The organism is Methylobacterium dankookense, from assembly GCF_902141855.1.
Lineage (GTDB): Bacteria > Pseudomonadota > Alphaproteobacteria > Rhizobiales > Beijerinckiaceae > Methylobacterium > Methylobacterium dankookense.
The window spans coordinates 44221-64426 of the sequence record NZ_CABFVH010000004.1 but is presented as its reverse complement, the minus strand read 5'-3'; the positions used below and the strand labels follow the sequence as shown (position 1 = coordinate 64426).

The 20206-nt window shown below is 70.6% G+C and carries 20 protein-coding genes; 16 read left to right on the top strand and 4 right to left on the bottom strand.

Annotated features, from left to right (window positions below):
* Nucleotides 1–3 precede the first annotated feature (3 nt).
* From MTDSW087_RS04995 to MTDSW087_RS04960, 7 genes are all read left to right on the top strand, one after another.
* Entirely contained in the window at nt 4–276 is a 273-nt protein-coding gene (locus MTDSW087_RS04995) for a DUF6894 family protein (RefSeq protein ID WP_144760954.1), read from the top strand.
* Nucleotides 277–2072: 1796 nt separating this feature from the next.
* Nucleotides 2073–2348, top strand: a complete 276-nt coding sequence (locus MTDSW087_RS04985) for a hypothetical protein (protein ID WP_144760948.1) — start codon at nt 2073–2075, stop codon at nt 2346–2348.
* Between the two features lie 445 nt (nt 2349–2793).
* On the top strand, nt 2794–3009 hold the full coding sequence (locus MTDSW087_RS04980; protein WP_144760945.1) for a hypothetical protein: 216 nt from the start codon (nt 2794–2796) through the stop codon (nt 3007–3009).
* Nucleotides 3010–3596: 587 nt separating this feature from the next.
* Nucleotides 3597–4007, top strand: a complete 411-nt coding sequence (locus MTDSW087_RS04975) for a helix-turn-helix domain-containing protein (RefSeq protein WP_144760942.1) — start codon at nt 3597–3599, stop codon at nt 4005–4007.
* 159 nt (nt 4008–4166) lie between these two features.
* A complete protein-coding gene (gene metK, locus MTDSW087_RS04970; protein ID WP_144760939.1) occupies nt 4167–5345 on the top strand; it encodes a methionine adenosyltransferase in 1179 nt (392 codons plus the stop codon).
* A 7-nt stretch (nt 5346–5352) separates the two neighbouring features.
* The gene (trmB, locus tag MTDSW087_RS04965; RefSeq protein ID WP_144760936.1) at nt 5353–6099 is read left to right on the top strand and encodes a tRNA (guanine(46)-N(7))-methyltransferase TrmB; all 747 of its coding nucleotides are present in this window, start codon (nt 5353–5355) and stop codon (nt 6097–6099) included.
* A 115-nt stretch (nt 6100–6214) separates the two neighbouring features.
* Nucleotides 6215–7939 carry a sensor histidine kinase gene (locus MTDSW087_RS04960; RefSeq protein WP_144760933.1) on the top strand — a complete coding sequence of 575 codons (1725 nt, stop codon included), beginning with the start codon at nt 6215–6217 and terminating at the stop codon, nt 7937–7939.
* A gap of 247 nt (nt 7940–8186) precedes the next feature.
* Here the strand turns inward: MTDSW087_RS04960 and MTDSW087_RS04955 are convergent, their stop codons facing one another.
* Complete coding sequence (locus MTDSW087_RS04955; protein ID WP_144760930.1) at nt 8187–9119, bottom strand: hypothetical protein; 933 nt, start codon at nt 9117–9119, stop codon at nt 8187–8189.
* A 314-nt stretch (nt 9120–9433) separates the two neighbouring features.
* Here MTDSW087_RS04955 and MTDSW087_RS04950 point away from each other — a divergent pair, with 314 nt between their 5' ends.
* From MTDSW087_RS04950 to MTDSW087_RS04930, 5 genes are all read left to right on the top strand, one after another.
* On the top strand, nt 9434–10033 hold the full coding sequence (locus MTDSW087_RS04950; RefSeq protein WP_144760927.1) for a superoxide dismutase: 600 nt from the start codon (nt 9434–9436) through the stop codon (nt 10031–10033).
* Between the two features lie 221 nt (nt 10034–10254).
* On the top strand, nt 10255–10932 hold the full coding sequence (locus MTDSW087_RS04945; RefSeq protein ID WP_144761410.1) for a sigma-70 family RNA polymerase sigma factor: 678 nt from the start codon (nt 10255–10257) through the stop codon (nt 10930–10932).
* A 124-nt stretch (nt 10933–11056) separates the two neighbouring features.
* The gene (gene murJ, locus MTDSW087_RS04940; protein ID WP_144760924.1) at nt 11057–12586 is read left to right on the top strand and encodes a murein biosynthesis integral membrane protein MurJ; all 1530 of its coding nucleotides are present in this window, start codon (nt 11057–11059) and stop codon (nt 12584–12586) included.
* Between the two features lie 63 nt (nt 12587–12649).
* Nucleotides 12650–13324 carry a haloacid dehalogenase type II gene (locus MTDSW087_RS04935; protein WP_144760921.1) on the top strand — a complete coding sequence of 225 codons (675 nt, stop codon included), beginning with the start codon at nt 12650–12652 and terminating at the stop codon, nt 13322–13324.
* Between the two features lie 93 nt (nt 13325–13417).
* The gene (locus MTDSW087_RS04930; protein ID WP_144760918.1) at nt 13418–13768 is read left to right on the top strand and encodes a hypothetical protein; all 351 of its coding nucleotides are present in this window, start codon (nt 13418–13420) and stop codon (nt 13766–13768) included.
* 48 nt (nt 13769–13816) lie between these two features.
* Here the strand turns inward: MTDSW087_RS04930 and MTDSW087_RS04925 are convergent, their stop codons facing one another.
* Nucleotides 13817–15574 (bottom strand): carbamoyltransferase family protein, encoded by a 1758-nt coding sequence (locus MTDSW087_RS04925; RefSeq protein WP_144760915.1) that lies wholly within the window; start codon nt 15572–15574, stop codon nt 13817–13819.
* A 178-nt stretch (nt 15575–15752) separates the two neighbouring features.
* On the opposite strand from MTDSW087_RS04925, the gene MTDSW087_RS04920 reads away from it, so the two are divergent.
* Nucleotides 15753–16472 carry a cytochrome c biogenesis CcdA family protein gene (locus tag MTDSW087_RS04920; protein ID WP_144760912.1) on the top strand — a complete coding sequence of 240 codons (720 nt, stop codon included), beginning with the start codon at nt 15753–15755 and terminating at the stop codon, nt 16470–16472.
* Between the two features lie 109 nt (nt 16473–16581).
* Here MTDSW087_RS04920 and MTDSW087_RS04915 read toward each other — a convergent pair whose 3' ends face one another.
* Entirely contained in the window at nt 16582–17103 is a 522-nt protein-coding gene (locus MTDSW087_RS04915; protein ID WP_144760910.1) for an Lrp/AsnC family transcriptional regulator, read from the bottom strand.
* Between the two features lie 124 nt (nt 17104–17227).
* On the opposite strand from MTDSW087_RS04915, the gene MTDSW087_RS04910 reads away from it, so the two are divergent.
* The 3 genes from MTDSW087_RS04910 to MTDSW087_RS04900 all read left to right on the top strand — a co-directional run bounded on the left by MTDSW087_RS04910 (nt 17228) and on the right by MTDSW087_RS04900 (nt 19695).
* On the top strand, nt 17228–18004 hold the full coding sequence (locus MTDSW087_RS04910) for a hypothetical protein (protein WP_144760907.1): 777 nt from the start codon (nt 17228–17230) through the stop codon (nt 18002–18004).
* Nucleotides 18001–18630: a LysE family translocator gene (locus tag MTDSW087_RS04905; RefSeq protein ID WP_144760904.1), complete on the top strand. Its 630-nt coding sequence runs from the start codon at nt 18001–18003 to the stop codon at nt 18628–18630. The genes MTDSW087_RS04910 and MTDSW087_RS04905 overlap by 4 nt, the downstream gene beginning before the upstream one ends.
* A 447-nt stretch (nt 18631–19077) precedes the next feature.
* Entirely contained in the window at nt 19078–19695 is a 618-nt protein-coding gene (locus MTDSW087_RS04900) for a ParB-like protein (RefSeq protein ID WP_144760901.1), read from the top strand.
* A gap of 122 nt (nt 19696–19817) precedes the next feature.
* Here MTDSW087_RS04900 and MTDSW087_RS04895 read toward each other — a convergent pair whose 3' ends face one another.
* On the bottom strand, nt 19818–20198 hold the full coding sequence (locus MTDSW087_RS04895) for a PRC-barrel domain-containing protein (RefSeq protein ID WP_144760898.1): 381 nt from the start codon (nt 20196–20198) through the stop codon (nt 19818–19820).
* Nucleotides 20199–20206: the final 8 nt, after the last annotated feature.

Sequence of the window (20206 nt, the reverse complement as noted above, 5' to 3'; positions counted from 1 at the left end):
CGGATGCCACGCTACTTCTTCCACACGCACATCGGCGACGACGTGGTGGTGGACCCAGATGGCCGCGAGCTGGACGATGCGGATGCCGCCTGGGAGGCCGCCAGGGTGCTGGCCCTACAACTGCTCCAGGGTGCTGACAGTGATCCCGAGTTGCTGAAGGCGGTCCTGTTCGTGGCCGATGAGGCGGCGGAGATCGTGCTGGAGTTCCCGCTGACGGAGGCGCTGGTGGCCGAGCCGGTGGCACAGCCCGAGGAAGACGGCGGCACGCTGCATTGATGGCGCCACCCGGGCGGTCTCGGAGCGGGCCCACCCACCCCCGTCCTCGCGTTTGCTCGGAGGGCCGCCGGCTCACGGCATAGGGGGGAAACCTCGCCGCTCGCGTCCAGGTATGGCCTGTCGTGTGCGTGACCCCTTGGGTACTCCAGGCCGGACCTCAAGCCGAACCTTGAGCATGCCCGCACGTGAGCCCTGCATGGTTCGCTGCCTCGCCTTCGTCGCCGCGCTTGGCCTTGCCGGCCTACTCACTCACGGCAGCCGGCATCATGTGCCTGCGGCAGACTCGGGAGTGCACCTGGTTCGGCACTGAGCAGCAGCCTCAGGACTTCGTTCGGCGCTTCGCCTTGCCCATCCGCATCTTCGAACGCCTCTTTCCCCGCGGGACTTTGGTCATCTCCGCCAAGGCGAGCTGTTGCTGACGGCGGGCCAAGGAGGTCGCGGTGCCGAGCCACCAGCCGGCAGCTTGGTTCGCAGCAGACAGCCAGAAGCTCATCATAGGGTTCTTCATCGGGGACCTTACGGCACGGCGAGCTCGCTTCGAGGTCAACGGCTCCCGCGCCGCAAAGTGGCACCGATGAGAGGTGATCCACGCCCGCCCCTGATCGGAAGACACCGGCACTGTCCCGGAACGCGGCACCTCAGCGTGGGTTGGCTTCGGCGTGCTCAACGCCAACCACCACGGAGGAACGCCATGAAAGCCACAGCGATAGCCCTTGCCAGCATCCTGGCCCTCGGATCGGCCGCCTACGCTGCGGAGGGCGGCTCGGGGACCACCAAGTCAGGCACCATGAACAGCACGGGCGCCAATGATGCCGGCGCCGGGTCGTCTCCTGGTGCGGCAGGCAGTGGCCCCTCGACGGGAGACAAAAGCCGGTCCGGCACGTCGAACAGCACGGGCGCCAACGATGCAGGCGCGGGGTCAACGCCTGGCGCTGCGGGCAAGGGCACCACTGCGCCGACCCGCTAGCCTCCGTAGCAGCAAGCTGAGCGTGCGGGCTGGACCCAGGCAAGGGCCCGGCCTCGCGTTCGCCTGGAGGGCCATCAGGTCAGGCCATAGGGGGGAACCCTGATCCCGCGTGTCACGTATGGCCTCTGAAATGTGTGACCCCTGCGGGCAGTCGGGCCTCTCGTCAGCTCCAGGTCTTTCGACGCATGGAGGCGAGCAGTCTCAGCCTCGCGACTCGGCTTGTCAGACCGGCATCCGAGTCCTACAACTCAAGCTGAGGTTTTCGCTCTTACGCGTTGATCTGAAACAGAAATTCAGGACGGTCGATCCTCCCTGCCGGGGATGCCATCCATGTCCGAGCCCGTGCCGGGCCGACAGTCCACCGATATTCGTGGTCTTGAGCCGCCGGGCGCGACCACGCGCGGGCGTGAGGCACAACCCGGCGCAGGTGCGCCACCGCACCGGACCGTTCAGGTATGAACGAAATGCAGGGGCCGTGTGCGTCGCAAACGATTGTGTTGTGCGCCGCAGGATGGCATACCAGAGAAGTCAGGCGGCGATGGCGTCGCGGTCTGGCAGCCCTTGACTGGGCGTTTCCTCCCTAGACTTCGGGCCGCTCCTTCGGGAGTGGCCTTTTTTATGGCCTGGGGCCAAGCGCGAGGTATCAGCCCTCCGCCCAAGGTGCAAGAAGGATCGTGCCGGACGCCCGCACCGCCTTGCATGGTTCTTCCACATCCACCCGTCCGGATGCCAGCGCCCAAGCCTGACACCGGGACGGCGGTCACAAGCCCTACGCCCGAACCCACGCGCCGCCCGCACGTTCGCCCCGGAACCGCATAGCGAGGTTCCCATGCGTTCTGTCCTGCTGGCTCTTCCCGTGACGCTGTCGCTCACCGCGATGGCCGCCGCCCAGGCTCCCACACCGCCCGGCACGCCGACTCCCGCCGCGCCGGCTCCGGGGGCCGCCGGGGTCGGCACCCCGACCACGGGCGCCACCGGCTCTCCGGGCGCCGCCACCTACTCGCCGAGCGGACGCCCGGCCGACACGATGTCGAACGACTCGTCGGCGGCCGGCAACGCCAACCAGCCCTCCCAGACCGCGCCCCAGGGTGGCGGCGGGCGATGAGCGGCAGCAGTGAAGGCATGGCGGGTTTGGCCCGGCGCTTGCTAAGGCGCCCGCGTTCGTAACCGAGACCACGGACCACCTGCGGCGCGGCCCTCACGGGTCGCGCCGCTTCCTTGTGGCCGACCCTGTCGTGCGGCCGTCATGCCGCCATCGTAGGTTTTTCTCCGTCGGGGTCCGATCCCCCGACCGCACGCGCCCGCCGGAACCTCTCGACCCGATTGTCCGGCGGGCGCGTCCCGGCTCGCGAGCCGCGCCTCCCTGCTTAGAGCGCTCTCCGCCGAAGTGGATACCGGTTCGGCGCAAGAGAGCGCGTCAAAACAAGAGCTTGGACCCGTTCCCGATTGCGACGCGATCGGGAACGGGTCTAGGAGCACCGCAACCTCGGCGGCCCCCGGCCGTTAGACCGTGAGCTTGGGCATGGGCCCGCTTCGTTCCGAGGGAGGCAATGGGCCAGAACCGCACCAGCACCGAGGGTGCGAGCCGCAAGGTGACCTTCCTCGGACGCGGACTCGGCCTCAGGTCGCCCACCAAGCTGACGCTCCTGGTCTGCCCGCTCTGCTCCCAGCGGAACGGGGACCGGATGGCGGAGAAGGGCGTGTGCGAGTGGTGCGCCTACGAGCCGGCCGAACGCGACGAGGAGCCCTTCGGCACGGAGCGCTAGAGCCGTTCCCGATCGCGTTGCAATCGAGATCGGCTCTCAATCCTCGTTTTGACGCGCTTCTCTTGCGCCGAACCGGTGCCCACTTCGGCGGAGAGCGCTCCAGCCGGGGCGTCCGCGACGGGCCGACCGGGAGAGGAGACGAAGCCGCTCCGGCCGACCCGCGGCCCCGTATCCCTGGGTTGAGACCTGGGAGGGGCGCCGATGGATCTGCATGCACCGTGCCATGGCAGCCTACCACTGCAGGAGTGCCGCGCGCCCCCACGATTCGCAGTGACTCCACCCCCGAAACCGCTTGACTTCCGCCAGGTTGCCCACGGTCTTCTCGATCCCGAACCGAGCCCTCGCCGCGCCCGAAATGGCAGGCGCCTCTTACCCGTTGATTCGACGAAAGAATTCCGGACGGCCGGCTCGGCCGTGCGAGAATGCTCGTCCCGCTGCCCGCTGCAGTTGTCCTAGCAATTTGAATGCAATTCGCTTACCCCTGGTAGCGGGCGCCGTGACAAACCCGAACGGCGCGCCTAAGCTCGACCGTAACTCGTTCCGGGTTCGCGGGCAGATGCGGACCAGGGCACACTGCGAGAGCGTTCATGGCAGGCCAGAAGACCGATCAGCGTGACGTCTACGTCGGACAGCGCATCGCCGAACAGCGGCGAAAAGCCTCGCTGACCCAGAGGCGCGTGGCGGAAAGCTTCGGCATGTCGGCCGCCCAGCTGCAGAAATACGAGAAGGGCACCAACCGCATCAGTGCGGTCCATCTCGACATCTTCTCCCGCATGACCGGCGTCCCGCTCGAGTATTTCTTCCAGGGCGCCCCCCGCCTCGACGATGTGCCGCTCAACGGATTCGGGGAATCCGCCCAGCAGAGCTACCGGGCCGAGAGCAACCTGCAGGGCCTCGCCGAAGCCGTCGCCAAGCATGTCAGCGACCATTTCCCGGACCCGGTGAAGCGCGACATCGCCGCCGCCGCGCAGGTCCTGAGCAAGCGCCTCAGCGACTGATCGGGAGACTGATTTTCCGGCCACTTTGTCCGGAATAACGGAAGCGTTCGCTGTTTCGGCTTGACCTTGGCGCGAACCGGGTGCCAGAACGCGTTCTGTCAATCCGGGCTAGGCGCCTCGTTTTCGAAGGCGGGCCTGCACGAATCTCGGGGGCTCGCAATGCCGCGTTCCGACTACCTGTTCACCAGCGAATCCGTATCCGAAGGTCACCCGGACAAGGTCTGCGACCGCATCTCCGACACGGTGGTCGACGCCTATCTCGCGGCGATGCCCGAGGCGCGCCTCGGCGTCGAGACGCTGGCCACCACCAACCGCATCGTCATCGCGGGCGAGGTGCGCGGCCCCGACTCGGTCACCTTCAAGGACCTCGAGGCGCTGACCCGCGAGGCCGTGAAGGACATCGGCTACGAGCAGGACGGCTTCCACTGGAAGAACAACGACGTCGCCATCCACCTGCACGCGCAGTCCGCCGACATCGCGCAGGGCGTCGACGCCGCCGGCAACAAGGATGAAGGCGCGGGCGACCAGGGCATCATGTTCGGCTACGCCGCCGACGAGACCCCGGCGCTGATGCCGGCCCCGATCTTCTACGCCCACAAGATCCTCAAGGACCTCGCCGACGCCCGCAAGGCGCGCCAGGGCGACGCGGCCAAGCTCGGCCCGGACGCCAAGAGCCAGGTCACCGTGCGCTATGCCAACGGCAAGCCGGTCGAGGCCACGCAGATCGTGCTCTCGACCCAGCACATCGACGAGTCCCTCGACTCGGCCGACGTGCGCGCCATCGTCGAGCCCTATATCCGCGCCGCCCTGCCGGAGGCCTGGATCACCGAAGGCACCGTCTGGCACATCAACCCGACCGGCAAGTTCGTCATCGGCGGCCCCGACGGCGATTGCGGCCTGACCGGCCGCAAGATCATCGTCGACACCTATGGCGGCGCGGCGCCCCATGGCGGCGGCGCCTTCTCCGGCAAGGACCCGACCAAGGTCGACCGCTCGGCCGCCTATGCCGCGCGCTACCTCGCCAAGAACGTGGTCGCCGCCGGCCTCGCCAGCCGCGCCACGATCCAGCTCTCCTACGCCATCGGCGTCTCGAAGCCGCTGTCGATCTATGTCGACCTGCACGGCACCGGCAACGTGGACGAGGCCAAGCTCGAGGCGGTCCTGACGGACGCCATCGACCTCTCGCCCCGCGGCATCCGCACGGCGCTCGGCCTCAACAAGCCGATCTACGCGCGGACCTCGGCCTACGGCCATTTCGGCCGCGAGCCGGACGCGGATGGCGGCTTCTCCTGGGAGCGCACCGACCTCGCCGCCAAGCTGAAGTCGGCGCTGGCCTGATCCGCCCATGACCGGGAGGGATCGGATCCCTCCCGGCACGGAGGGCAGGGACCACGCGGAGGAGGCCGAGCGCGCCTTCTTCGGCCGCCGCAAGGGCAAGCGCCTGCGCGAGGCCCAGGAGGAGCGCCTCGCGCGGCTCCTGCCGGCCTTGCGCGTGGCGCTGCCGCCGGGCGGGGCCCGGCTCGATCCGCGGACGCTCTTTCCCGGCCTGGACCCCGACGGGGTCTGGCTGGAGATCGGGTTCGGCGGCGGCGAGCACCTCGCCGCCCAGGCCCGCACCCATCCCAAGGTCGGCATCATCGGGGCCGAGCCCTTCGTGAACGGCGTGGCCAAGCTGCTGCGCACGATCGACGAGGAGGCGCTCGGCAACGTCCGCATCCGCGACGAGGACGTCACCGCCCTCCTCGACCGGCTGCCCGATGCCTGCCTCGACCGGGTCTACCTGCTCTATCCCGATCCCTGGCCGAAGCGGCGCCAGCGCAAGCGGCGCTTCGTCTCCGAGGCCTCGCTCGCCGAGATCGCGCGGGTCCTGAAGGACGGCGGCCTGTTCCGCTTCGCCAGCGACATCGACGACTATGCCGGCTGGACGCTCGCCCGCGCCGCCCGCTGCCCGGACCTGGACTGGACCGCCGGACGCGCGGCGGACTGGCGGCAGCCCTATCCCGGCTGGCCCGGGACCCGCTACGAGGCCAAGGCGATCGCCGCCGGGCGGCCCCCGACCTATCTCGAATTCGCGCGGGTGCCGCGAACTTAGCTGTTGCTTCGATCCGTCGCCCCGCCCCGAACCTTGCTCCAGCCCTCGGCTCTCGCCATCTTGGCCGCGCCGGGCCGCCGCATCGCCGCGGCGGACGGCAGGTTCGAGGTCGGGATTGGGCGAGGGCGTTGACCACGGTCAGGCCGCCGAGGCTGGGGACCTGCATCGCGTTGCCTTCGAGGCGGCGGCGGTCGGTCTCGCCGTCCTCACGGACGACCGCGGCCTGATCCGCGACGCCAACCCCGCCCTCTGCGTCCTCCTCGGCTACGCGCCCGGCGCCCTCGCGGGGCGGCCCGCCGCAGACCTCCTGCCCGATTCCGAGTCGATGGAGGCAGGGATCCGCCGCTGGAAGCGGGCGGATGGCAGCCTCGTGGACGTGCGGGTGCGGGGCTCGGGCGCCACCCTCGTGGTCGAGGGCGTCGATCCCGACGAGGCGGCGCGCTCGGACGAGAACCGCGACGCCCTCGTCGCCGCCGGCCTCGGCGAGTGGCGCTGGGAGCGGGCGAGCGGCCGGATCACCCTGTCGCGCCGCGCCGCGCAGATCCTCGGCCATCCGCCGGGCGAGCCCGTGACCTGGGAGGCCCTGCGCGCGGTCATGCCCGAGGCGGAGGCCGAGCGCCTCACCCAGAGCGTGCGTGCGGCACTGGCCGAGGGCGGCGCCTACAGCTTCGAGGGCACCCTCGGGCGGGTCGGGGACGGGCGCCCGGTGGTCATCGCGACCCGGGGCCAGGCGCTGCGGGGGCCGGACGGCGCCGTCAGCGGGCTGGCGGGCGTGCTGCAGGACATCACCACCCGGGTCCAGGCGCGGGACGAGCTCGTCGCCCGCGACCAGCGCCTGCGGGTCGCGACCTCGATCGCCCGGCTCGGGATCTTCGAGTGGCACATGCTCGAGGACCAAGCGATCTGGGAGAACGAGCGCATGTTCGAGATCTTCGGGCGCACGCCCGAGGACGGAACCATCGGCAAGACCGAGTTCCTCGACGACGTGCTGCATCCGGGCGACCGCGACGCGATGCGGAAGGCGATCTCGCGGGCCCTGCGCGAGGACGAGATCCTGCACGTCACCGGGCGCATCCGGCGCAAGGATGACGGGGCGTGGCGGACCATCGACATGGCCGGACGCTTCGAGCGCGACGCGCCGAACCGGCTGCCGCGCCGGCTGATCGGCGTCGTCGCCGACGTGACCGACCGGCTGCAGGCCGAGGAGCGGCAGGCGCTCCTCATCCGCGAGCTGCACCATCGGGTGAAGAACACCCTGGCCACCGTCCAGGCCATCGTCGGCTCGACGGCGCGCACCGCCTCCAGCATCGAGAATTTCTACGAAGCCTTCGTCGGGCGCATCAAGTCGCTCGCCCACACCCATTCGGTGCTCACCGAGGCGACGTGGCAGACCGCGAGCCTGCGCAACCTCCTCGCCAACGAGCTGCGCCCCTATGCGGAGGCGGAGGAGTATGACGGCGCGGACGGGCGCATCACCCTGGAGGGGCCGGATATCGAGCTGCCCTCCGAGATGGCGGTGCCGGTGGGCATGGCGATCCACGAGCTGACCACCAATGCCGCCAAATACGGGGCGCTCTCGAACCGCCGCGGCAAGGTCGCGGTGCGCTGGTCGCTGGAGCCCGGGGGCAAGGCGGGGATCCTGCACTTCGCCTGGCGCGAGAGCGACGGCCCCGCCGTGCAGACGCCGCGCCGCCAGGGCTTCGGCACCCGCCTGCTGCAGCGGGTGCTGACCACCCAGGTCCAGGCCGAGGTGACGACCGATTACGCGCCGGACGGGTTCGCCCTGACCATGGTGGCGCCGGTCCCGGCGCGCAACGAGGCGCTCAACCCGCTGGTCTGAGCGTCTGTCTTGAGCGGAATCGACCGATCCTCATACGGAGATCTCGGCTCCTCCGACCAAACCACCTCATCCTGAGGCGCCCGCGTGAGCGGGCCTCGAGGAGCCCTCCAGGGATCTCGGAGCCTGCTGGAGGCCTCCTTCGAGGCCGCTGGCGCGGCACCTCAGGATGAGGTCGCGGAGGGGATAAGCAGGGTTAACAGCCGCTCGATCCGCCCGGACAGGCTCCGAGTGCCTACCTTACGCAGGATCAGGCGGCGCCGCGCGCCGTCCCCTCCCCGCCCGCGTCGATGAAGGCCTTCAGCTCGTCGAGGGACGCGAAGCTGAAGCGGCCGCGCGGGGTCTCGGCCTCGATCGAGCCGTCGGCATACATCACGTAGGTGTTGCCGCCCGAAGCGTACTTGCCGACCACCTCTCGCGGCGGCGCGGGCTCCTCCGGCTCGGGCGCGGCGGGCTCAGGGGCGGTAGGCTCAGGGGCAGAGGGCTCGGGGGCAGGGGGCTCGGGGGCAGGGGGCTCGGGAACTGCGTCGAGGCTCGGCCGCAGGGCGGGGGCGCCCGCCTCCTCATGTGCGATCGGCTCATGCGCGACCGGCTCGGGCTCGGGCTGCGTGGGGCCGGCGAAGAGGTCGTCCTCGGGCGCGACGCCGTCGTCGGGCGCCGGCGCGGGCACGGGATCCTCGAGGGGCGGATCCTGGCGCAGCTGACGATGCGGCTCGGGCGCGGCCTCGGGTGCCGGGATCGGAAGCTCCGGCTGGCTCGGATCGGGCGGGGCGGGCGCGAACAGGCTGTCCTCGAAGGTCGGCTCGCTCGGGCGCTTCTCGGCGGCCCCGGCGACGGCCGCGCCGCCGACGGCACCCGCGGCGAGGCCGGTCAGGCCCGGCAGGATCGGGCGGACCGGGCGCGGCGGCTCGGGGAAGACGGCGCCGAGCGTCGAGACCGGCGGCGGAACGGGGACCGGGCCGCCCTCCGCCTCGCGACGCATCTTGAGGCCCTTCTCGACCCGCTTGAGGCCGAGGGCGACCACGCCGAGCCCGAACAGGATCGCGCCGGCGGAGGCCGTGCTCGCCCCCGCGATCACCATGGCGAGCCCGCTCTCCAGCCGGACGAAGGGGAAGCCCTGCACCACGGCGGCGCTCCCGCCGATCACCAGGGCTGCAGCCAGCGCGAACAGCGCAACAATCATGGAACTCTCAGGCTTGAGGGCGATCGGCGAGTCGGCCGGACATCGGCCCGGCCCCCGGGCGGGGGCGCGGCGCACAGTAAGCGTCTGCATTGGTTTTGCAAAACCCTGGCGCGGCGCCGGGGAAAAGGGCGTGCGCCACGTTGCCGCCGCGCGCCCGCCGACTTACCTACCGGGCCGTCGTCGCTCGACGGCCCCTGGAACGGATCTCGGATGAACGGCCTCCGGCCGGGCCGCCGCGCGGGATGCCTCGCCCGGGCCGCCGAGACCGCAGCCGGACACCGACGCCGACGAGCCCCGAGAACGGAGACGGACGCATGACCTTCACCCTGCCGGAACTGCCCTACGCCTACGACGCGCTGGCCCCCTACATGTCGAAGGAGACGCTGGAGTTCCACCACGACAAGCACCACAAGGCCTATGTCGATACCGGCAACAAGCTTCTCGAAGGAACCGATCTCCAGGGCAAGAGTGTCGAGGAGATCGTCAAGGCCTCCTACAACACCAACCAGGCGCTGTTCAACAACGCCGGCCAGCACTACAACCACATCCACTTCTGGAACTGGATGAAGCCCAACGGCGGCGGCACCCCGCCCGGCGCGATCGCCAAGAAGATCGACGAGGACCTCGGCGGCTTCGAGAAGTTCAAGGCCGACTTCATCCAGGCCGGCATCGGCCAGTTCGGCTCGGGCTGGGCCTGGCTCGCGGTCAAGGACGGCAAGCTCGCCATCCTGAAGACCCCGAACGGCGAGAACTCGCTCGTGCACGGCGCCAAGCCCATCCTCGGCGTCGATGTCTGGGAGCACTCCTACTACATCGACTACCGCAACCGCCGGCCCGACTACCTCAAGGCCTTCATCGAGAACCTCGTGAACTGGGAGCACGTGGAGAAGATGTACGCCGAGGCGAACGCCTGAGGCGGGTCACGCCCTCCACATCCTGCCGACGCGTTCCGGAGCCGCCCGCCTGCACCCCAGGTGGGCGGCTTCCGCATTTCTGCAACTTCGCCGTGAAGCCGTCACCGCGTGTTCATAATTCACTTGCCAAAACCTCCTTCGAATTTTTCTTATTCGCCCAAACCAACCGGGGCGGACACAGCTCGCGAGGGAGGATTCGGCGCGTGACCGAACCGAAGGACATGCTGTGCCTGGCGGACCCCGCCGCGCACGCCGCGGCGCTCACGGCGTCGGTGCGCGACCATCTCGGCGCCCAGCTTCGCGAGACCTACGCCCTGCTGATCGAGGAGCGGCCCGCCCATCTCGTCGCGCTGATCGAGCGCCTCACCACGCTGCTCGACGGCCAGGACGCCGCCTCTGAGGCCCGCTTCGGCCAGGACCTGATCGAGGTGCTGCCGGCCCTGCGCGCCTTCGCCCTGTCGCTGGCGGTGAGCCCGGCCCGCGCCGACGACCTCGTCCAGGAGACGCTGCTCAAGGCCTGGGCGAACCGGAACCGGTTCCAGCCCGGCACCAACTTCACCGCCTGGCTGTTCACGATCCTGCGAAACCAGTTCTACAGCGAGATCCGCAAGCACCGCCGCGAGGTGGAGGATGTCGACGGCGCCGCCGCCTCGGCCCTCGTCTGCCTGCCCGATCAGGTCGATCACATCGCCCTGCAGAACGTCTGGGCGACGATGGCGAAGCTGCCGGCGGCGCAGCGCGAGGCGCTGATCCTCGTCGGCGCGCAGGGCCTCACCTACGAGGCCGCCGCCGCGGTGATCGGCTGCCAGACCGGCACCGTGAAGAGCCGCGTCAGCCGCGCCCGCGCCTGGCTCGCCGAGGCGCTCGGCCTCGACCGGATCGAGCAGCCCTCGGTCTGATCCCCACGCGCGATCTTTCGCCGGGTGTGGCCGCGGCACCGGCACGCGGGCGCCCTCCGATCTGCTAGGGCTCGGCCATGACCGCGCCCTCGTCTCCGGCGCGTGAGCCCGGGGCCCGCGCGCGATGATCCGCTCCATCCTCTCCGTCGGCGGCTGGACCCTGGTCTCGCGGGTCACGGGCTTCGCCCGCGACGTGGTGATGGCCGCGGTGATGGGCGCGGGGCCGATGGCCGACGCCTTCGTCGTCGCCTTCCGCCTGCCGAACCATTTCCGGGCGATCTTCGGCGAGGGCGCCTTCAACACCGCCTTCGTGCCGGCCTATGCGGGGCTCAGCGAGGCCGGCGCGCCGGGCGCCGCCAAGGGTTTCGCCGACCGCATCTTCGCCCTGATGCTCGTCGTCCAGCTCGCCCTGCTGGCGCTCGCCCTTCCCCTGATGCCCCTGGTGGTGCGGGGGCTCGCCCCGGGCTTCTCCGAGGATCCGGAGCGCTTCGCGCTCGCGGTCTCGCTCACGCGGATCACCTTCCCCTACCTGCTGTTCATGACGCTGGTGACCTTGGTCTCCGGCATCCTGAACGCGCATCGCCGCTTCGCCGCCGCGGCCGGCGCGCCGGTGCTCCTCAACCTCGCGATGCTGGCGGCGCTGGCGCTGGCTTTCCTGTTCCCGAACGCGGCCTATGCCGCCGCCTGGGGCGTCGCCGTCTCGGGCGTGCTGCAATTCGCCCTGGTCTGGTGGGACGCGCGCCGGGCCGGCATCGCGCCCGGGCTCGCCCGGCCAGCCTTGCGCGATCCGGCCATGACCAAGTTCTTCAAGGTGCTCGGCCCCGCGGTGATCGGCTCGGCCGGGTTCCAGATCGCGGCGTTCGCCGACACCATCATCGCGAGCCTGCTGCCGACCGGCGCGGTCTCGGCGCTCTACTACGCCGACCGGCTCTACCAGCTCCCCTTCGGCGTCATCGCCATCGCCGCCGGCACCGTCCTTCTGCCCGAGATGAGCCGGCGCATCGCGGCCGGGGACGTGGCGGGGGCGCATGCGGCGCAGAACCGGGCGGCCGGGTTCTCGCTCGCCCTGTCGGCGCCCTTCACGGTGGCCTTCCTCACCCTGCCCGGCCTGATCATGGCGGCCCTGTTCCAGCGCGGCGCCTTCTCGGCGGAGGATGCCGCCCGGGCCGCCGAGGTGCTCGCCGCCTACGGCCTTGCCCTCCCGGCGGTCGTGCTGGTGCGCAGCGCCGTGCCGAGCTTCACCGCCCGGCAGGACACGATGACCCCGCTCTGGGCCTCGCTCAGCGCCATCCTCGTCAACGTGGCGCTGAAGCTGGTGCTGACCGGGCCCTACGGCGTCACCGGCCTCGCGCTCGCCACCGCGATCAGCCAATGGGTGAACCTCGCCATCCTCGTCGGCCTCGCCTGGCGCCGGGGCTGGACCGCGCCGGGTCGCACGCTCGGGCTCACCGTGCTCGGCGTGGCGCTGGCCTGCGCGGCGCTCGCCCTCCTCGCCCTCTACGGCCTGCCCCTCGCCGACCGGCTGGTGCCGGCCCTGCCGCACGGGCGCGAGATCGCGGTGCTCGGCCTGCTCGGACTCGCGGGGGCCGCGCTCTACGGCCTCCTGCTCCTCGGCTTCCTGTACGGCGTCGGGGTGCGCCTGCGGCGGCGCTGAGCGGGGCTGGCCGCGGGCCCGGTCCGGCCCCAGATGCGGGTGGCACGGAGCCGGAACCCGCCCATGACCCAAGCCCTGCTCGACGGCACCGATTGCGTCCTGTTCGACGCCTACGGCACCCTGTTCGACGTGCACGCGGCCGTGCAGCGCCACGCCGCGGCGATCGGGCCCGACGCCGCCCATCTCTCGGAGGTCTGGCGCAACAAGCAGCTCGAATACAGCTGGATCCGCGCGCTCAGCGGACGCTACCGCAGCTTCTGGGCGCTGACCGAGGAAGCCCTCGACTACGCGCTCGCGCTCCATCCGACGGTGGACCCTGCCCTGCGCGAGCCCCTGCTCGACGCCTATCGCGACCTCGACGCCTATCCCGAAGTGCCGGGCGTGCTGCGCGGCTTGCGGGCCCGCGGGATCCGCACGGGCGTCTTCTCGAACGGCAACGCCGCGATGCTGGAGCGGGCCGTCGCCTCGGCCGGACTCGGGCCGCATCTCGACGCCCTGCTCTCGGTCGAGGCCGCGCAGACCTTCAAGACGGCCCCCGCCGCCTATGCCGACGCCGTGGCGCGGGCGGGGGCGGCGCGGGAGCGCGTGCTGTTCTGCTCCTCCAACCGCTGGGACATCGCGGGCGCCGCCGCCTTCGGCCTGCGCTGCGCCTGGATCAACCGCCGGGGCCTGCCGGACGAGTATGCGGATCTCGCCCCCGCCGCGGTGCTCGGCAGCCTCGACGGGCTGCTCGCCTGACGCTGCCGCACAAGACGATCGTGCCCATCGCGTTGGCGGATTCTTAAACATCCGGGCGCTGAACTCCTGCGACCCCAGCGGGAGATTTCGAGCGTGCGCACCACCCCTGTCCTCGGGCCGATCCGGCATGGAGCGCGCGCCGCGCTCGTCGGCGCCCTTCTCGTCGCCGCCGTCGCGCCGGGCTCGGCCCGCGACGGCCAGAACGCCGCGATCATCGGCGGCCTCGCCGCGGGCGTGGTCGGCGGCGTCGCGGCGGGCGCCCTCATCAACGGCGCCAACCAGCCGCCGCCCCCGCCGGAATACCGCCAGCGCCGCGTCGTGGTGGAGGAGCCCGAGGAGGTGGTGGTGCGCCGCCCCCGCGGCCCGATCTGCCACTACGAGCGCCGCAAGGTGTGGCTGAACGACGAGGACTTCACCTACAAGCGCGTCGAGGTCTGCGAGTAGGGCCACTCTCTTCCCTCCCCCCGCAGAAGGGGGAGGGCCGGGAGCCTCTCACTTCACCACGATCCAATCCTCCACCACCAGCGCGTCGAGGCCGGTGGTGTAGAACATCAGGATCGCGTCCTCCGCGCTGTGGAGGATCGGCTTGCCCATCACGTTGAAGCTGGTGTTGAGCAGGATCGGCACGCCGGTGATCTCGGCAAAGGCCGCGATCAGCCCCGCATAGGCCGGGTTGCGCGCCTGCGTGACGCTCTGGAGCCGCCCGGTGCCGTCGGCATGCACCACCGCCGGGACGCGCGCCCGCACCGAATCCCGCCAGACCAGGGTCCGCTCCATGTAGGGGCTGTCGGCGTAGTCCTCGAACCAGTCGGGGCCGGCCTCGGCCAGGATCGAGGGCGCGAAGGGGCGGAACCCCTCGCGGTACTTCACCTTGGCGTTGAGCGCGTCCTTGGCGCCCGCGGGGCGCGGATCGGCCAGGATCGAGCGGTTGCCGAGCGCCCGGGGCCCGAACTCGGCCCGCCCCTGCACCCAGCCGACGAGGCCGCCCTCGCTGAGGATCCGCGCCGCCTCGCGGGTGACGCCCTCATGGCCGAGGCGCCGGGCGCGGGGCTCCTGCTCGGCCAGCCGCTCCATCGGCTCGGTGGAGACGCGCGAGCCGAGATAGGGGCTGAGCGGGCGGGCCTCCGGCGCCGGGCCGGTCCAGTCCGGATGATCCTCGGCATAGGCGAGCCAGGCCGCACCGATGGCGTTGCCGTCGTCGCCCGGCGCCGAGGGCACGTGCAGGCGGGAGAACGGGGAGCGCCCGAGGACGCGCCCGTTATAGGAGGAGTTGAGCCCGCAGCCGCCGGCGATGACGAGGTTCTCGTGCGGGCCGAGCGCGTGGGCCTCGGCCACGAGGACGTCCATCAGCTCGCAGAAGATCTCCTGGCCGCTGCGGGCGAGGTCGGCCCAGCCGCTCTCCGGGGCCTCGGCCGGGCGGCGCGCCAGGATCTCGGCGGCGACCGCCTGGACCGTGGCGTCGTCGGCGAAGCGCAGGCGCCCGTTCTCCACCGCGTAGAGACGGCGGAGCAGCCCCATCAGCTCCGGATCGGGCCGGCCATAGGGGGCGAGCCCCATGATCTTCCATTCCTCGCCCTTGATCTGGTCGAAGCCGGCGAGATCGGTGACGAGGCCGTAGAGGAAGCCGACGGAGCCGCGCCCGCGCTGGCGGCGCACCTCCGCGATGCGCCCGTCGCGCAGGGCATAGATCGCCGCCGCGCCGGTCTCGCCCATGCCGTCGACGATGAGCGCCGTGGCCTCGCGGAACGGGCTGCCCCAGAGGGCGTAGGCGGCGTGCGCGAGATGGTGGGGGAAGCGATGCTGCGCCACGATCTCGGCCCGCGCCGGCTGCCCCGTGCCCCGCGTCTCCTGGTTGAGGGCGAGCAGGGTGCCGTAGCCGGCCCGCGCCTGGGCGAGCGCGAGGTCGGCGATGAAGATGCGCTCGGCCCGCTCCGGCACGAAGGAGCGGTTGAGGGTGGTCGGATGGCCGGCGAGCGCCATCAGGTCGAAGGCGCCGCTCCGCTCCTGGCCGCGCAGGAACTCGCTGAACTGCGCGCCCCAGCTCGACGCCACCACGATCTCGGAGCCGCGGGGCACGTATTTCTCGAGCAGGCCCACCATCCGGCCCGCGGGATCGGGCTCGCAGTTCGGGGCGCGCTTGTATTGCAGGACGCGCTCCGCGCCCTCGGCGAAGAGCACGCCGCCATCCGGCCCGATCAGGGCGAGGGCCGGGTCGTGGAAGGTGGTGGCGAGGCCGAGATAATAGCGCATGCCTCCGGGTTAGTCCGCGTGGGCCGCCGCCGCAACGCGGACCCGGAAGCATAGTCGGCAGTTCAGGCGACGACGTCCGGTCTCGCGCGGCTGGCGAAACCCGCAGGCGCATGCGAGCGAACGGGGTTCAGGGCGTCCGGCCGGACCGCCCGGATCCGGACCGGTCGCGGACCTCGTCATGCTCGGCACCATCGGTTTCGCCCTCCTCGCCGGCCTGCTCTCGACGCTCTCGCCCTGCGTGCTGCCGCTGGTGCCGATCGTGCTCGCCACGGCGGCCTCGGAGCACCGGCTCGGGCCGGTGGCGCTCGCCGCCGGGCTCGCCCTGTCCTTCACCGGGATCGGCCTGTTCGTCGCGACGGTCGGCTTCGCGATCGGCCTCGACGGCGACCTGTTCCGCAGCCTCGGCGCGGTGCTCCTCGTCCTGGTCGGCCTCGTCCTCCTGATCCCGGCGCTCCAGGCCCGGGCCACGGCGCTCGCCGGACCGGTCGGCGCCTGGGGCGAGCGCCGCCTCGGCAGCGTCGCGGGCCGGGGGCTCGGGGGCCAGTTCGCGGTGGGGCTCCTGCTCGGCGCGGCCTGGAGCCCCTGCGTCGGGCCGACGCTCGGGGCCGCCTCGCTGCTCGCGGCGCGCGGCGAGCATCTCGGCGCGGTGGCGCTCACCATGCTCGCCTTCGGGATCGGGGCGGCCGCGCCGCTCGCGCTGCTCGGTCTCATCTCCCGCGAGGCGCTGCTCGCCCGGCGGCGGGATCTCGGCCGTGCCGGCCGGGGCGCCAGGGCGGCGATGGGCGCCGTGCTCGTGGCGCTCGGCCTCCTCGTCCTCGGCGGATTCGACAAGCGCGCCGAGGCCTGGGCGGTCGCGGCCTCGCCCGACTGGCTCACCGCGCTCACCACCCGCTACTAGGGCCTGAACTCAATCGGGTTGGCCGTACGAAGGGCTGCTGAGGGTGGGTTTCGGCTGGTCCGCCTCCGAACGTTAAAGGCACCGAAGCGGACGCCGCCGTTCCGCTCGCTCAGACCGGATCGATTGGCAGTTCAGTCGTCGCCTTGTGGACCTGCAATACGATCTCGCTCGTGTAAGAGCGGATGCCCGGCGCGAGCTTGAGCACCCTGCGGGCAAAGTCCTGATAGTGGCCCACATCGCGGCTGCGGATGAGCAGGACGTAGTCGTAGTCCCCGGCCACGGTCATGCACTGCACGACGCGAGGTAGCTCGGCCATGCGTGCCTCGAAGGCATGATTGGCACTCTCATTCGCCAACTCCAGTTTGACCCGCGCAACCGTGATCATCGGGTAGCCCAGCACCTCGGGCGACAGGATCGCAACGGTGCGGGTGATGATCCCCGCCGACCGCAAGGCTCGCACACGCTTCAGGCAGGCAGGAGGCGACAGGCCGACCTGATGCGCCAAATCCTGATTGGAGACCGTGCTGTCGCGTTGCAAACGGTCGAGGATGCGCCGGTCAATGGCATCGAGTGCGATCTCCGGACGGTCCTCGCGCTTTCCATTTCGCATGTCAGACGGCGTTTTTTGCATGGCAAGTTTCTCTGGAGGCCAGCAACTGACATACCGAAGCGCAAAATGAGCTTCAAAACGAAATTTCAAAAATCGGCTTCTGAGCTACCTTTCCGGAGCACAAGGACGAACCATCCCTGCCCCAATGAGCCTCATAGTCTTCAAGGTGGTCCTGCCGCCGCTGCTGATCCTCGCCGCCAGCTTGGCCGGACGACGTTGGGGGGATGCCATCGGGGGCTGGCTGGTCGGCTTGCCGCTCACCTCCGGCCCGGTCGCCGCCTTCCTGGCCATTCAGTACGGCCCGGACTTCGCAGCCACCGCCACCAACGGCTCCCTGGTCGGCACCTCGGCCCAGGCGGCCTTCAGCCTCGGCTACGCGCTCCTGACGCGTCAGGGCTGGCCGCTGGCCCTCGTGGGGGGTGCGGCAGCCTACGCTGGTTCCGGTTTCCTGCTCCAGGCCGCGCCGCTGCCCCACTGGGGCTACTTCGCCGTCGCACTGGTCGCCTTGTCGGCCTCGGCCCACCTCATCCCCCACCGCGAGGCGGTGCGCAGCACCATCGCCGCACCCTGGTGGGATCTGCCCGCCCGCATGGTGGTGGCCACGACCCTGGTGCTCACCCTCACCGCCGCTGCCGCCTTCGTCGGCGCGAAGACCGCGGGCGTGCTCGCCAGCTTCCCGGTGTTCGGCGCAATCCTGGCCGTCTTTGCCCACCGCATGCGTGGGGCTGCCATGGCAACCCAGGTGCTGCGCGGCATGGTGCTGGCGCTCTACGGGTTCGCGACGTTCTTCTTCGTTCTCGGGCTGCTCCTAGTACCTGCGGGCATCCTGCCCGCCTTCCTGGCGGCGCTGGTCGCCACGCTGCTGGTGCAAACCGGCGCGCTCAAGTTGATCCGCCGCGTCCCGGTCACGAGGACCGCATGACCACCCAAACCCTGCTACTGTTCGTTCCGGCCTGCTTTGCCCTGGCGATGGCGTTCGGCCCGAACAACCTTCTGGCGGTGACCACGAGTGCACGGCACGGTATGCGCACCGCCGTCATCGCCGCGACGGGGCGGCTGATCGCCTTCGCGATCATGATCTTCATGACCGCGCTCGGCCTCGGGGTGCTGCTCACCACATCCGAACTGCTGTTCGCGGCACTCAAATGGGTTGGTGCAGCGTACTTGGTCTGGATCGGTGCCCGGCTGCTCCTGACAAAGGAGAGCATCGGCCTGGAAGATCGCGTGGTCGCCTCGGCACAGAACACCCGTGACCTATTCCGGCAGGAGTTCTTCGTCGCGCTTGGCAATCCCAAGGCCATCCTTATCTTCACGGCCTTCTTCCCGCAGTTCATCGCCCCTGAAAATTACTGGGTCAGCTTCGCCACCGTCGGAAGTCTGTACTTGGTCTTTGAAGGGGTCTCGGTCGTGACGTATGCCTTCGCTGGGGCGCGCCTGAGAAGATTTATGCGGAGCGCCAGGGGCCTGCGCTCGGTCAACCGACTGAGCGGAGCCATGATGGTCGTGTTCGGACTGGCTCTTGCCGCAGCACGTCGTCCTGCGGCCTGACCGCGCCCGCGATACCCACGGTAGCTGAAGGTGCCGGACGCCCGACGAATGACCGCTTTCGGGGACCACTGACGCGGGCCTGTACGGCCGGGTTGGGTCGAAAGCAGCCCCTCGCACGGTCAAGCTGATTGGGTTCTGACCTCCGAGCGCTCCTAAGCCGAAGTGGACGTGGAAGCCGGCTCGGCGAACGAGAGCGCGTTGGAACAAGGGCTGAGAGCCTGTCTCGGCGGATCAAGCCGGTCTTCATTCGAGCTGATCCCCTTCGCGACCTGATCCTGAGCGTCGCGTCCCGATCCAACGGGATCGGGCACGGCTCCAAGGGCGATGCCAAGCGCGATGCCAAGGACGATGCCCGGTCCCGGGAACGTGAACGGGGAAGCCTTGGCCGTGCCCGGCCGCCCGTGACAGACCGGGACTCGGCGACGTTTCGATCGGAGTATCCGAGCCATGGCCCCGCGCGAACCCATCCTCACCCTGGTCCCGATCGCGGAGCTGCGCCCGACGCAGATCACCGTCGGCTTCCGCGAGGTCGAGGAGAAGCGCCGCCGCTGGCGCGAGCACGACCCGGACAAGAAGGACAAGTTCCTCGGCTCGCACACGATCCCGACCCTGCTCGGGCCGAAGAAGCGCCACTACGTCATCGACCACCACCACCTCTCCCGCGCCCTGCAGCTGGAGGGCGTCGAATCGATCCAGGTCACCGTGGTGGCCGACCTGCACAAGCTCGACAAGGACGCCTTCTGGACCGTGTGCGACCACAAGGCCTGGTCGCACCCCTACGACGCGGCGGGCACGCGCCAGACCTTCAAGGACATCCCGAAGGGCATCGTCGACCTCGTCGACGATCCCTTCCGCAGCCTCGCGGGCGAGCTGCGCCGGGCCGGCGGCTTCGCCAAGGACACCACGCCCTTCAGCGAGTTCCTCTGGGCCGACTTCCTGCGCCGGCACATGAAGGCCAAGCGCGTCGAGGGCGATTTCTCCGAGGCGCTGGAGGAGGCGCTGCGCCTCGCCAAGTCGCCCGATGCCGGCTACCTGCCGGGCTGGTGCGGGCCGGTGGAGGGCTGAGCGCCCTCAGACCGTTGCATCGATCCCGAGCGATGGTCGGGAGCGATGCGCACGGCGAACGATCGCCGCCGCGCCGTCGCGTGGGCAGACGGTGATCGCGTCGAGACCATCGCCGTCCGGTGTCAGATCCCCCAATAGGGCGCCGCGTTGTAGTAGCGGTGCACCTGCTCCTCCCAGGCTCGGTCGTCCGACGGGTCGGTGCCCTCGGGCGAGCGCGGCGGCGCGGAGCGCAGCTGCTCCTCGGTGATGTCCACCACGTAGGCATCGTGGCCGGGATCGAAGCGCAGCACGCCCCAGGGCAGCGTGTAGAAGTCGCTGCCGAGGCCGAGGAAGCCGCCGAAGCTCATCACCGCGTAGGCGACCCGGCCCGAGACCTTGTCGAGCATCAGCCGCTCGATCACCCCGACCCGCTCGCCGTCGGAGCGGCGTACGTCTGTGCCGATCACCCGGTCGCTGGCGATCAGGCTGCGCGGCTCGCGCGGCATCCGTTCGTCGGCATCCATGGCTCTCT